Raw genomic sequence first — 13,551 nt, 5'->3', positions numbered from 1 at the left:
CTCCTCAGTTTACGAACATAACGATTGAGGAATCATATGACTATCCCTGCACTGGGTCTGGGCACTTTCCGCCTGAAAGACGATGTTGTTATTGCATCTGTTAAAACCGCACTCGAGTTGGGCTATCGTGCTATTGATACGGCGCAGATTTATAATAACGAAGCTGCCGTAGGCCAGGCCATCGAAGAGAGCGGCGTACCGCGCGACGAACTTTTCATCACCACTAAAATCTGGATTGAGAATCTCAGCAAAGACAAGCTGATCCCAAGCCTGAAGGAAAGTCTGAAAAAGCTGCGTACTGACTATGTTGATCTGACGCTGATCCACTGGCCATCTCCTGACGATGCCGTCTCTGTGGAGGAGTTCATGCAGGCGCTGCTGGAAGCGAAAGAGCAGGGCTTAACGCGTGAAATTGGCATCTCTAACTTCACTATCCCATTGATGGAAAGGGCGATTGCCGCAGTGGGTAAAGAAAATATCGCCACCAACCAGATTGAACTCTCTCCTTACCTGCAAAACCGTAAAGTCGTGGACTGGGCGAAACAGCACGGTATCCACATCACCTCATACATGACGCTGGCCTATGGTAAGGCACTGAAAGATGAAGTGATTACGCGTATCGCTGAGAAACATAACGCGACTGCTGCGCAGGTCATTCTGGCATGGGCAATGGGTGAAGGTTATGCCGTGATCCCGTCTTCAACCAAACGTGAAAACCTGGCAAGTAACCTGTTAGCGCGGGATCTCCAGCTTGATGATGAAGATAACAACGCGATCGCTGCACTGGAATGCAACGATCGTCTGGTCAGCCCGGAAGGGTTAGCTCCAGACTGGGACTAATAAACGCCCTCCCTCTGTACCCTTAAACCCTCACACAGCTCCTCCGGGAGCTGTTTTTATATGTTCGCTAAGGAAGTCGATAAAAGCGCGTATGCGCGTACTTACCGCTCTGTCACTGTAATACACTGCGCTAAAAGGCATCTCTACAGGTAAGCGTTTGTCAGCCATCAGTTCTACAAGCTGACCCGCAGCTATTTCCTTATCGATCATATAGTCTGATAAACAGGCGATCCCATTTCCTTCAAGACAAAGCTGTTTCAGCGTTTCTCCGCTATTAGACGAAAGTCCGCAAGTGATCTCATGAAGTTGTCCGTCATGACAGGCCACGGGCCAGGTGTTCAGCGAGACTGGTTCCGTAAAGCCCAGGCACAGGTGCTGCTTCAGCTCCTCAACGGTCTCAGGTTTGCCATGCTCAGCAATATATTGCGGTGACGCGATAATTTTACGATAGCTGGTGAACAGAGGGCGAGCGCGTAAACTTGAATCCGTCAGGGTTCCCGCGCGGATCGCCACATCAACTTTACGCTCAATAAGATTGATAAACGTCTCGGAGGAGACCAGAGACAGAGTCATCTCCGGGTAACGCTCCCGGAATGGCTTGATTAACGGCATCAGAAAATGAAGCACGACCGGCGTCGCCGCATCAATGCGTAGCAATCCACGCGGAGTGCTACGCGACTCCATTATTTCCGTCTCAGCTGCCGCCATCTCCTGCAAAACGGATTGTACGCGGCGAAAATAACGTTCACCTTCTTCCGTCAGGCTGAGCTGCCGCGTTGTTCTGTTGAGCAGACTCACCCCGAGCTTCATCTCCAGCTTTTTCACCGAGCGGCTGATGGCGGAGTTCGCCTGCCCGAGCTGTTCGGCCGCACGGCTGAAGCTGCCGCTTTCAACAACGGCAACAAAGATAGTCAGTTCTTCCGATGTGGCTTTCATTATTGCATCATCCGCAAAATTCTATTGAGATTCTAACCATTTTTGTTATTTAAACACTGGCGCATACTGCCTGTCATCTTAATCCTGAAGAGACGGAGTATTTATGCCACTGGCGCTTCTTGCCCTGACGATCAGTGCCTTCGCAATTGGCACGACCGAATTTGTTATTGTAGGACTTGTTCCCACCATTGCTGAACAACTCGCCATTTCGCTGCCTTCTGCCGGGCTGCTGGTATCTATTTACGCGTTAGGCGTCGCTGTTGGGGCGCCTGTGCTGACCGCACTGACTGGACGCTTTCCACGTAAACAACTGTTAGTTGCCCTGATGGTGCTCTTCACCGCCGGCAATATTCTGGCGTGGCAGGCTCCGGACTACACTACCCTGGTCATTGCCCGTTTGCTGACTGGCCTCGCGCACGGTGTCTTCTTCTCCATCGGTTCCACGATTGCAACCAGCCTGGTGCCAAAAGAGAAAGCGGCGTCAGCCATCGCGATTATGTTTGGCGGCTTAACCGTCGCGCTGGTCACCGGCGTGCCGTTAGGAACGTTTATTGGGCAACATTTTGGCTGGCGAGAAACCTTCCTCGCGGTATCGCTGTTGGGCGTAATTGCTCTGGTAGCCAGCCTGCTGCTGGTGCCCTCCAGTATTCCGGGACGCGCGAGCGCCAGCCTGAGCGATCAGGTTAAGGTTCTGACACACCCGCGCCTGCTGCTGATCTATGCCGTTACGGCGCTGGGTTATGGAGGTGTGTTCACTGCGTTCACTTTCCTTGCACCGATGATGCAGGAGCTGGCTGGTTTTTCTCCGGGCGCAGTGAGCTGGATTTTACTGGGCTACGGTATCTCCGTCGCAATCGGCAATATCTGGGGCGGTAAGCTTGCAGATAAGCATGGTGCGGTACCGGCGCTAAAATTTATCTTCGCCGCGCTGGTTGTCCTGCTGATGATTTTCCAGTTCACCGCGTCGATACAATATGCCGCGCTGGTAACGGTATTGGTTATGGGAATATTCGCTTTTGGTAACGTACCGGGATTGCAGGTCTATGTTGTACAGAAAGCCGAACGCTATACGCCCAATGCGGTGGATGTCGCATCCGGCCTGAATATCGCCGCATTCAATATCGGTATCGCACTCGGATCGGTTATCGGTGGGCAGACGGTTGAACACGTTGGATTAACCCAAACGCCATGGATTGGTGCGGTAATTGTGCTTGTCGCTTTCTTCCTTATTGGGCTGAGTGGACGGCTTGATAAACCCGCTCGCGTCGCGCTTGGATAAGTATCAGTAAGTGCTTGCTTACAAAACTGGAAAACGGTTTCTCAGTAATTGCGTTGAAAGTGTGACCTAAAATCCCTATAACATTAGAACCAGTCCGTTTTCCGGGCTGGTTCATGTTACAGAGGCCGTTTCCAAAAGTGCGAAAAAATACCTATGCCATGCGTTATGTAGCCGGAATGCCCGCGGAGAGGATCTTGCCTCCGGGGTCGTTTGCGAGCCTCAGCCAGGCATTACCAGCGGGCACGCCATTAAGCAGTGACGAAAAAATTCGCGTACTGGTGTGGAACATCTTTAAGCAACAGCGCGCGGAGTGGTTATCCGTACTTCAAAATTTTGGTAAAGATGCGCATCTGGTTCTGTTACAGGAGGCGCAAACCACGCCTGAGCTGGTCAGGTTTGCAACGACAAACTATCTTGCAGCCGATCAGGTGCCAGCCTTTGTACTGCCACAGCATCCTTCTGGGGTGATGACCCTTTCAGCCGCACATCCGGTCTATTGCTGCCCGCTGCGTGAACGTGAGCCAATCCTGCGTCTGGCAAAATCGGCGCTGGTCACGGTCTATCCGTTGCCCGACACCCGTCTGCTGATGGTGGTAAACATTCATGCGGTGAACTTCAGCCTGGGCGTTGATGTGTACAGTAAGCAGTTACTTCCCATTGGCGATCAGATTGCTCATCACAGTGGGCCGATCATTATGGCCGGGGACTTCAATGCCTGGAGCCGTCCGCGTATGAACGCGTTGTACCGCTTCGCGCGTGAAATGTCGCTGCGTGAAGTTCGTTTTAACGATGACCAGCGCAAGAAAGCGTTTGGTCGTCCTCTCGATTTTGTCTTCTATCGGGGTTTAAGCGTGCACGACGCCTCCGTTCTGGTGACGCGCGCCTCCGATCATAATCCTCTACTAGTTGAATTCAGTCCCGGCAAACCTGATAAATAATGGTGCGTCAGGTCTGCCGTGGGGCAGGCCTGTGCGGGTGCTGCCCTTTCTTTTTTAACCCATAAAAGGACAGCAACATGACAACAACACACTCCCATCATGACAACGTCGAGAAACAGTTTGGTTCTCAGGCAAGTGCCTACCTGAGCAGCGCCGTGCACGCCTCTGGCCGCGATCTGGTACGTCTCGGCGAACGGCTCGCCGCGTTTCCTGACGCGCACGTGCTGGACTTAGGCTGCGGGGCGGGGCACGCCAGTTTTACCGCCGCACAGCAGGTTGCTCAGGTGACGGCGTATGACTTATCGAGCCAGATGCTTGATGTGGTTGCTGAAGCGGCGAAAGCGAAAGGGCTGAATAACGTCACGACGCGCCAGGGCTACGCTGAATCTTTACCCTTTGAGGATGCGTCGTTTGAGGTTGTGATTAGCCGTTACTCTGCACACCACTGGCATGATGTGGGGCAGGCATTACGGGAAGTGAAACGCGTACTCAAACCGGGCGGAATCTTCATCATCATGGACGTGATGTCTCCCGGACATCCGGTACGAAATATCTGGCTCCAGACGGTTGAAGCGCTGCGTGATACCTCGCACGTGCAAAACTACTCCAGTGGAGAGTGGCTTACGTTTATCACCGAAGCCGGCTTGATTTCACGCTCATTGATAACCGACCGTTTGCCGCTGGAGTTTACGTCATGGATTGCGCGGATGCGCACACCGGAGGCTTTGACTCAGGCGATCCGATTGTATCAGGAGAGCGCCTCTGCTGACGTGAAGGCGTACTTTGAACTGCATGACGATGGTTCGTTTACCAGCGACACCATTATGGCTGAAGCGCAAAAAGTGGGATAAATAAAAAAGGCACCGAGGGGAATCGGTGCCTTTTTAACAAGCGATCGTACTATCAGGAATCTGGCGTAGCGCTGTTTTTCACAAACAACGTCAGCTGGTCGCCAGGTTGCAGGTTGTCAGTATCGTTGTTCCAGCGCATCACATCTTTGATGTTTACGCCGTGACGCTTAGCAATACTGGACAGCGAGTCGCCTTTTCGTACGCGATAGGTAATGCTATCGCTGTTTTTAGCGAGACGCTGTGCGCTGCTACCTGCACCTACGGTCAGCGTTTGACCCACTTTCAGACCAGATCCACGCAGATTATTCCACTGCTGGAGATCTTTCGCATTCACGCCAAGACGTGATGCAATACCTGAAAGCGTATCACCTGAACGCACCTTATAGCTGCGGCTGCTTACAGGCGACGTATCAGCGATCAGCGTGGACTGAACGGCTGCAATTTCACCCGAAGCTAAAGACTCTCGTAACTGTTCCGCATGTTTCTGCGGAACCATCACATAGCGTGGGCCACTTGCACCCAACGTGGAGCCTTTAACACCTGCATTAAAGGTTTTAAGCTTACTTACCGACATACCCGTCATATCGGCAACCTGTTGAATATCAACCGGGCTGCTGAGGCGGACACGCGCCAGTGCACGACTTTCGTCTGGTGTTGGCAGTTGTACACCGTAACGTTTGCTGTTCTTGAGAATGTCACTCAGTGCCAGCATTTTCGGTACGTAAATCTTTGTTTCCTGTGGCAGTGAGAGCGACCAGAAGTCTGTGGATTTTCCACGCGCTTTATTCGCTTTCATTGCCTTCAGTACACGACCTTCACCACTGTTATACGCCGCGACAGTCAATAACCAGTCGCCGTCAAACATCTTGTTCAGACGTTGCATCATGTCGAGAGCGGCTGTCGTTGAAGCGACAACATCACGACGCGCATCGTAGTTGCGGGTCTGCTTTAAACCATAATTTCGCCCTGTGCTCGGAATGATCTGCCAGATGCCTGCTGCATTGGCGCCAGACGTCGCGTGCGGGTCAAAAGCGCTCTCCACTATGGGTAGTAGTACCAGTTCCATAGGCATGTTACGTTTCTTAACTTGCCCGGCTATCCAGTACATATACGGCTCTGCCCGTAATGTTACATCGTGGAGATAGCTCTTATTTCTCAAATACTTCTGTTTCTGTTCGCGAATCCGGCTGTTTTCCGGAATTCCCATCTTTAGCTCGTCGCCAATAGAGGCCCACAAGTCTTGTTCCTGCGCGAAGGATGTCCCATCGTCCAACCATCGCGCCTGACTCGTAAACTTCCCTGCTTCCCCTTGACCAGCCGCAGAAAGGCTCTGTGCGTGCTGTTGTACGTTGCTGCCGTTTTGTGACTGGCAACCTACAAGCAGGACAGAGGCGAGTAATATCGCTTTTGCCTTCATGTGTGTGTCAATAGTTGCTTAAAAGACGAGCGATGATAACGGCGAAATTTTGAAAAGGCAACCCGCAATTATCTGAAGTTATCTTTCTTTGACCTTAACCATGCAAATCGCGCTTCAGGTTGTAACAAATTTGTTTCTTGATTAATTTTATTAATTAAATCAACATCATCAGTTCTTAAAAATAAATTTATTTGTCGCTCATTTTTCAGAATTACGGGGAGTGTTTTTTGGTTTTTTGCACGTAACTCCTTCACTTTGTGGTAATAATCCTGAATCGCCCGATCCTCAGGCAGCACGCTTGCAGCAAACTTCATATTCCCTAATGTATACTCATGTGCGCAACAAATTACGGTGTCGGCTGGAAGCGCATTAATTTTTTGTAAAGATTGATACATTTGTTCTGGCGTGCCTTCAAACAGCCTTCCACAGCCGCCGGAAAACAGCGTGTCGCCACAAAACAGATAAGGTTTGCTGTAGAAACAGAGATGACCGGAAGTGTGACCTGGCGTAGCAAATACGGAAAACTCCCATCCGAGGATGAGGATACTTTCGCCTTCTTCGACAACTTGCGTCGTACCCTTATCCTGTGTCTCTGCCGGTCCGTAGACGGGAAGAAGGGGATAGCGCGCAAGGAGATCGGGAACACCGCCGACATGATCGTGATGGTGATGGGTAAGGAGGATCGCTTCCGGCTGCCAGCCGTTTTCTTTTATCGCGTGCAGGATCGGTGCGGATTCGCCTGGATCAACAATGATGCATCTGCGATCGTCGTCGACTAAAACCCAGATGTAATTGTCCTGAAAGGCGGAAATACTGATAAGATTCATGCATTACCTCTTATAGCGTGGCGGGTGTTTTGATGAAACCGGCAAGGATACCTCAGACTGTCGCACCACCGGAACGTTGGGCAGAGTTGCCCTGGGGTGAATATTATCGCGAGGCCTTAGAGCTTCAGCTTAAACCCTGGCTCGCGAAAATGTATGGTTTTCACCTGCTTAAGATTGGCAATCTGAGCGCAGAAATCAATACCGAAAGCTGCGCTATCTCGCATCAGGTTAGCGTATCGCTTAATGGCTCCCCGGTTCAGGTGAAAGCGGATCCGCTGCATTTGCCGTTCGCGGAAAAATCCATTGATGCCTGTCTGCTCGCCCACACGCTGCCCTGGTGCAGCGATCCCCATCGTCTGCTGCGGGAGGCCGACCGCGTTTTGATTGATGACGGCTGGCTGATCCTGAGCGGTTTTAATCCGCTGAGTCTGATGGGGCTACGTAAACTGACGCCCGTTCTGCGTCGCACACCGCCGTATAACAGCCGGATGTTTACCATGATGCGCCAGCTGGACTGGCTTTCACTGTTAAATTTCGAAGTGCTGAGCTACGGGGGTTTTCAGGTCATCCCCTGGACGCGTAAAGGCGGGGTCCTATTAAGCACCCATTTACCCGCGCTGGGCTGCATGCAATTTATTGTCGCGCGTAAGAGGACGATCCCCCTTACGCTCAACCCGATGAAGCAAAGCAAATCAAAAACGCGGATCCGCCAGACCGTGGGGGCCACGCGGCAGTACAAAAAACCGTGATCAGGATTCAGGTTGATAACCTGCATCCTCATGGGTCGGGTTGGATGCCGCCGCGCGAGCCAGCTCGTCACAGCGTTCGTTTTCAGGGTGACCGGCGTGCCCCTTTACCCACTCCCATTTGATTTCGTGCTGTCCGAGGGCGGCATCAAGACGCTTCCAGAGATCGACATTCTTGACGGGTTTTTTCTCTGCCGTTTTCCAGCCCCGTTTTTTCCAGTTGTGGATCCATTGGGTAATGCCCTGGCGGACATACTGGCTGTCGGTACTCAGCACCACGTCACAATGCTCTTTTAAGGCTTCCAGCGCCACGATGGCCGCCATTAGCTCCATGCGGTTGTTGGTGGTCAGGAAATAGCCTTCACTAAATGTTTTTTCATGCTGGCGATAGCGCATAATGGCGCCATAGCCGCCGGGCCCTGGGTTACCGAGACAAGATCCATCGGTGAAAATTTCTACCTGTTTACGCATCTCTGGTAGACTTCCTGTATTTGAAACGTTCAGTAAAACGATAAGTCTGACATAAATGACCGCTATGAGCACTGCAATTACTCGCCAGATTGTTCTTGATACCGAAACCACCGGTATGAACCAGATTGGCGCTCACTACGAAGGGCACAAAATCATTGAGATTGGTGCCGTTGAAGTGGTGAACCGTCGTCTTACGGGCAACAACTTCCACGTTTACCTCAAACCCGATCGGCTGGTGGACCCGGAAGCGTTCGGCGTTCACGGCATTGCCGATGAGTTTTTGCTGGATAAGCCCACCTTTGCCGACGTCGCAGATGAATTTCTCGACTACATCAGAGGTGCGGAACTTGTCATTCACAACGCGTCGTTCGATATCGGCTTTATGGACTATGAGTTCAGCAAGCTCAACCGCGATATTCCAAAGACGAATACGTTCTGTAAAGTCACGGATAGCCTGGCGCTGGCAAGGAAGATGTTCCCCGGCAAGCGTAACAGCCTTGATGCCCTGTGCTCTCGCTATGAGATAGACAACACCAAGCGAACGCTGCACGGCGCATTGCTCGATGCCCAGATCCTGGCCGATGTCTACCTGACCATGACCGGCGGGCAAACGTCGATGAAATTCAGTATGGAAAATGAATCCCAGCAGACGCGGGATGAAGGGGGAATTCAGCGCATTGTGCGTCAGGCGAATCGCCTGCGGGTTGTTTTAGCCAGTGATGAAGAACTGATGAACCATGAATCTCGTCTCGATTTAGTGCAGAAGAAGGGCGGAAGCTGTTTGTGGCGCACGTGAAAATGTGCCGAAACGTTTGTTAAATCACCGTTTGGGTGAATTTTGCAGCAAACGATTCAAAACCTGAGAAAAAGCGTTGACGAGTTCAGAGGCAAACCGTAATATTCGCCTCGTTCCCCAAACGGGAATAGTGGAGCGGTAGTTCAGTCGGTTAGAATACCTGCCTGTCACGCAGGGGGTCGCGGGTTCGAGTCCCGTCCGTTCCGCCACTATTCAGGCCCACGTTATTTATAACGTGGGCCTTTTTCATTTCTGCTTTTCCCTGATGTTACGCAAGGCGATAAGCCAGGGTAACATCGCGGGTTGCGTTTATCCGATCGTAAACGGGTCTGCATCCTGCCAGGCCGGAAACTTCTCCCGATACTCCTTTAACGCCGTTAACGAGATCTCAGCGTCAATTCGTGTTGCCTGATGCGGCTCGGCGGTGGCAATAATCTCACCCTGCGGACTGATCACCCGGCTGTCACCGCGATAGTGATGCCCGTTGCCGTCCGTTCCTACGCGGTTACAGCCAACGACATAAGCCTGATTTTCAATCGCGCGCGCGGTCAGTAAAGCCTGCCAGTGCAGCGAGCGTGGGGCGGGCCAGTTGGCGACGTACAACGCCAGGTCATAATCGTTGCGGTTGCGCGACCACACCGGGAAGCGCAGGTCATAGCAGACCAGCGGCAGAATACGCCAGCCGCGCCATTCAAATACTACGCGTTCGCTTCCGGCTTCATAATGTTGATGTTCATCCGCCATGCGGAACAGGTGGCGCTTATCGTAGAAATGGACGTTTCCTTCCGGCTCGACCAGCAGGAAGCGGTTGACCGGTCCGCGCCCGGTCTGGAGTGCGACGCTACCGGCAATCAGCGCGTTTGTTTCCTGCGCCCTGGCGTGCATCCAGGCCACCACCTCGTCCTGCGGCATGGACTGTTTTGCTGCCTCCATCGCGAAACCTGTGGTGAACATCTCCGGCAGGACAATCACATCGCGTCCGGTAATCTCTTCCAGCTGGCGATCAAAATGGCGAAGGTTGGCGGGGCCGTCCATCCACACTAAAGGTTGCTGCAAAACAGAAATCTTTAAACCAGGCACGATACAGGCTCCTTAATAAACACTTTTTGACACTGTAGCACGTCATTACCAGAAAATGTGGCAATAAAAAACCCCGCGCAAGGCGGGGTTTGTGGGAGCAAAAGGCCTTATGCCGCTTCAGGTTTGCGGTGCTTCTCTGGCAGCTTTACCGGCTGTGTCGCCAGCTCTTCAGGTTCGAAATCATCCACATTAATACTGCGCAGACGGCTCTCTTCGGCTTTCACCAGAATCGCAGCTTCGCTGTTGTCGATAATGCCACCCGCCAGCGCCTGTTTTGCCAGCTCATCCAGTCGTGTAAACGGCAGGTTTTTGCCCAGCTGTTTGCAGATCTTCTGGTGAATCGGGTCGGCGGCCATCACGTCAAGCAGCGCCTCTTCCAGCAAACCTGCCGGGTTATGCGGGGTAGGCGCCAGATATTGACCCCGACCAATACGAGAGCGGGTTGCGCTCGGTACCTGGAGGATCTTCGCTACCTTGTGATCCAGCTTGTCGGACGGCGCCAGGTGATGACGACCGGTCGGGAAGATCACGACGCGCAGGGCACCCGCTACGAAGCGGTTCGGGAAGTTCGCCAGCAGATCGTCAATTGCCTGTTCGGCCTGATACATCGCATCCTGCACGCCCCAGTGTACCAGCGGCAGATCCGCTTCCTGACGGCCTTCATCGTCGTAGCGTTTCAGCACCGCAGAGGCCAGGAAGATCTGGCTCAGCACATCACCCAGACGGGCGGAGATACGTTCGCGACGCTTCAGGCTACCGCCCAGGACGGCCATTGAGACGTCAGACAGCAGGGCCAGGTTGGCGCTCAGACGGTTCAGGTGCTGGTAGTAACGTTTGGTCGCATCGCCGGTTGGCGTCGCGCTGGTCAGCCCGCGCGTCAGGCCGAGCCAGAAGCTGCGCACCTTGTTACTGCCGACGTGACCGATATGTTTGAACAGCAGCTTGTCGAAGGCATCCACATCATTATTCTGCGCGGCAGCCATCTCTTCCAGCACGTACGGATGGCAGCGAATCGCACCCTGGCCGAAGATCATCATGCTGCGGGTCAGGATGTTTGCCCCTTCCACGGTGATGGCAATCGGCGCACCCTGATAGCCGCGCGCCAGGAAGTTGCCTTCGCCGAGCATGATACCTTTACCGCCTGCGATATCCATTGCATCAATAATTGACTGCTGTGCGCGGTGGGTACAGTGGTACTTCACAATTGCCGACAGCACGGCGGGTTTTTCGCCCAGCATAATGCCGTAGGTAATCAGCGAGGCTGCGGCGTCCATCACGTAGGCATTGCCCGCAATACGCGCCAGCGGCTCTTCGATACCTTCCATCTTGCCGATGGAGATTTTGAACTGACGGCGGATATGCGCGTAAGCCCCAATCCCCATCGCCACCGATTTCAGACCGCCGGTTGAGTTCGACGGCAGGGTAATGCCGCGGCCCACAGACAGACATTCCACCAGCATACGCCAGCCCTGACCGGCCATTTTCGGGCCACCGATGATGTAATCAATCGGGACAAAGATATCCTGACCGCGGGTAGGACCGTTCTGGAAGGGTACGTTCAGCGGGAAGTGACGGCGACCAATTTCAACGCCCGGTGTTGAGGTTGGGATCAGCGCACAGGTAATACCCAGCTCTTCTTCACCGCCCAGCAGTCTTTCAGGGTCAGAGAGCTTAAAGGCCAGGCCCAGCACCGTAGCGATAGGCGCGAGGGTGATATAACGTTTGTTCCAGGTCAGGCGCATGCCCAGCACCTGCTGGCCCTGCCACTCGCCCATGCAAACCACGCCGGTATCCGGAATCGCGCCCGCATCGGAGCCAGCTTCCGGGCTGGTCAGCGCGAAGCACGGAATTTCCTGACCACGCGCCAGACGCGGCAGGTAGTGATCTTTCTGCTCTTCTGTACCGTAATGCTGTAACAGTTCGCCCGGGCCTAAGGAGTTTGGCACGCCAACGGTGATTGCCAGGATCCCGGAGACACCCGCCAGTTTTTGCAGCACGCGAGCCTGAGCGTAAGCGGAGAATTCCAGACCGCCATACTCTTTCTTAATGATCATCGCGAAGAAGCGATGCTCTTTCAGGTATGCCCACAGCTCAGGCGGCAGGTCGGCCATTTCGTGAGTGATGGCAAAGTCGTTTGCCATGCGGCACGCTTCTTCTACCGGACCATCAATAAAGGCCTGTTCTTCGGCGGTCAGACGCGGCTGCGGATAGTTGTGAAGCTTTTTCCAGTCCGGGTTGCCCTGGAACAGATCGCCTTCCCACCAGGTCGTACCGGCGTCAATCGCTTCTTTCTCTGTGCGCGACATCGGCGGCATCACTTTACGGAATCCCCTGAACACCGGCGCGGAGATCATCGACTTACGCATCGGCGTCAGATTAAACGGCAGAAGAATGATGGCAAGAGGGACTAAAAGCCAGATATTCCAGAGACCTGCGACGCCAAGTGCAGCCGTCCAGGCCAGAAGAATCAGGCTACTCAGGAATAAACTGACACGGTGATAGAACAACACACCGAGCAGTACAACGGTTGCGAGAATGCTCAAAATCATCATAAAGAAAAGCTCCCTTGCTTGTAGGAGGTCTGACCACTTGTGATGATATGGTTGTAGTTGATGTTATTTCCTTTAGCAATGCGTTTACAAAATAATTACAACCTGGTTCACATTGTTCGCGTTTTAGCCGGCACAAAAAATCAAAACGCCGGACGATTCGCATGGCTTTAGCTTCTCGCTTTTACTGCTATCCGGTACACTCCACTGTGTTATTTCATCAATACTGAAGGATTATCCTCATGTACCAGGATCTTATTCGTAACGAACTGAACGAAGCGGCGGAAACGCTGGCGAACTTTCTGAAAGATGATGCCAATATTCACGCTATTCAGCGCGCGGCGGTCCTGCTTGCCGACAGCTTCAAAGCCGGCGGCAAAGTGCTCTCCTGCGGTAACGGCGGTTCCCACTGTGACGCCATGCACTTCGCCGAAGAGCTGACCGGGCGCTATCGTGAAAACCGTCCGGGCTACCCGGCGATTGCGATTTCCGACGTGAGCCACATCTCCTGTGTAGGCAACGACTTCGGTTACGATCACATCTTTTCCCGCTACGTTGAAGCCGTAGGCCGTGAAGGCGACGTGCTGCTGGGTATCTCTACGTCCGGTAACTCCGCTAACGTGATCAAAGCGATCGCCGCCGCGCGTGAGAAGGGCATGAAAGTGATCACCCTGACCGGGAAAGATGGCGGTAAGATGGACGGTACAGCGGACATTGAAATCCGTGTTCCACACTTCGGTTATGCGGATCGCGTTCAGGAAATTCACATCAAAGTGATCCACATCCTGATCCAGCTGATCGAAAAAGAGATGGTTAAGTAA

General features: G+C 53.1%; 13 protein-coding genes and 1 tRNA gene. 8 read left to right on the top strand and 6 right to left on the bottom strand.

Annotated elements, in window-relative coordinates; translation table 11 throughout:
* The first annotated feature begins 36 nt into the window (after positions 1–36).
* On the top strand, positions 37–840 hold the full coding sequence (dkgB, locus tag RHN82_RS05240; RefSeq protein WP_047052432.1) for a 2,5-didehydrogluconate reductase DkgB: 804 nt from the start codon (positions 37–39) through the stop codon (positions 838–840).
* A gap of 30 nt (positions 841–870) precedes the next feature.
* Here dkgB and yafC read toward each other — a convergent pair whose 3' ends face one another.
* Positions 871–1,776, bottom strand: a complete 906-nt coding sequence (yafC, locus tag RHN82_RS05235; RefSeq protein ID WP_015571393.1) for a DNA-binding transcriptional regulator YafC — start codon at positions 1,774–1,776, stop codon at positions 871–873.
* 103 nt (positions 1,777–1,879) lie between these two features.
* Here yafC and RHN82_RS05230 point away from each other — a divergent pair, with 103 nt between their 5' ends.
* The 3 genes from RHN82_RS05230 to RHN82_RS05220 all read left to right on the top strand — a co-directional run bounded on the left by RHN82_RS05230 (position 1,880) and on the right by RHN82_RS05220 (position 4,844).
* Positions 1,880–3,055 carry an MFS transporter gene (locus RHN82_RS05230; RefSeq protein ID WP_047052433.1) on the top strand — a complete coding sequence of 392 codons (1,176 nt, stop codon included), beginning with the start codon at positions 1,880–1,882 and terminating at the stop codon, positions 3,053–3,055.
* A gap of 137 nt (positions 3,056–3,192) precedes the next feature.
* Positions 3,193–3,993, top strand: a complete 801-nt coding sequence (locus RHN82_RS05225; RefSeq protein ID WP_032621812.1) for an endonuclease/exonuclease/phosphatase family protein — start codon at positions 3,193–3,195, stop codon at positions 3,991–3,993.
* Positions 3,994–4,070: 77 nt separating this feature from the next.
* Entirely contained in the window at positions 4,071–4,844 is a 774-nt protein-coding gene (locus tag RHN82_RS05220) for a class I SAM-dependent methyltransferase (RefSeq protein ID WP_047052434.1), read from the top strand.
* Positions 4,845–4,896: 52 nt separating this feature from the next.
* Here the strand turns inward: RHN82_RS05220 and mltD are convergent, their stop codons facing one another.
* Both mltD and gloB read right to left on the bottom strand, forming a co-directional pair.
* Positions 4,897–6,261, bottom strand: a complete 1,365-nt coding sequence (gene mltD, locus RHN82_RS05215) for a murein transglycosylase D (RefSeq protein ID WP_047052435.1) — start codon at positions 6,259–6,261, stop codon at positions 4,897–4,899.
* A gap of 68 nt (positions 6,262–6,329) precedes the next feature.
* On the bottom strand, positions 6,330–7,088 hold the full coding sequence (gene gloB, locus RHN82_RS05210; RefSeq protein WP_047052436.1) for a hydroxyacylglutathione hydrolase: 759 nt from the start codon (positions 7,086–7,088) through the stop codon (positions 6,330–6,332).
* Between the two features lie 32 nt (positions 7,089–7,120).
* On the opposite strand from gloB, the gene RHN82_RS05205 reads away from it, so the two are divergent.
* Entirely contained in the window at positions 7,121–7,837 is a 717-nt protein-coding gene (locus tag RHN82_RS05205; protein ID WP_017383714.1) for a class I SAM-dependent methyltransferase, read from the top strand.
* Here RHN82_RS05205 and rnhA read toward each other — a convergent pair whose 3' ends face one another.
* A complete protein-coding gene (gene rnhA, locus RHN82_RS05200) occupies positions 7,838–8,416 on the bottom strand; it encodes a ribonuclease HI (protein WP_160840538.1) in 579 nt (192 codons plus the stop codon).
* Here rnhA and dnaQ point away from each other — a divergent pair.
* Both dnaQ and RHN82_RS05190 read left to right on the top strand, forming a co-directional pair.
* The gene (gene dnaQ / locus RHN82_RS05195; RefSeq protein ID WP_003863237.1) at positions 8,370–9,101 is read left to right on the top strand and encodes a DNA polymerase III subunit epsilon; all 732 of its coding nucleotides are present in this window, start codon (positions 8,370–8,372) and stop codon (positions 9,099–9,101) included. The genes rnhA and dnaQ overlap by 47 nt on opposite strands.
* A gap of 132 nt (positions 9,102–9,233) precedes the next feature.
* Positions 9,234–9,310, top strand: a tRNA-Asp gene (locus RHN82_RS05190).
* Between the two features lie 100 nt (positions 9,311–9,410).
* Here the strand turns inward: RHN82_RS05190 and RHN82_RS05185 are convergent.
* A complete protein-coding gene (locus tag RHN82_RS05185; RefSeq protein ID WP_047052437.1) occupies positions 9,411–10,181 on the bottom strand; it encodes an amidohydrolase in 771 nt (256 codons plus the stop codon).
* 107 nt (positions 10,182–10,288) lie between these two features.
* Complete coding sequence (gene fadE / locus RHN82_RS05180; RefSeq protein ID WP_047052438.1) at positions 10,289–12,733, bottom strand: acyl-CoA dehydrogenase FadE; 2,445 nt, start codon at positions 12,731–12,733, stop codon at positions 10,289–10,291.
* 239 nt (positions 12,734–12,972) lie between these two features.
* On the opposite strand from fadE, the gene lpcA reads away from it, so the two are divergent.
* Positions 12,973–13,551 (top strand): D-sedoheptulose 7-phosphate isomerase, encoded by a 579-nt coding sequence (lpcA, locus tag RHN82_RS05175; RefSeq protein WP_003863232.1) that lies wholly within the window; start codon positions 12,973–12,975, stop codon positions 13,549–13,551.

The sequence above is a fragment of the Enterobacter cloacae complex sp. EB5 genome, assembly GCF_031432835.1.
GTDB classification, from domain to species: Bacteria; Pseudomonadota; Gammaproteobacteria; order Enterobacterales; family Enterobacteriaceae; genus Enterobacter; species Enterobacter hormaechei_C.
This window is presented reverse-complemented; position numbering and strand designations above follow the sequence as displayed.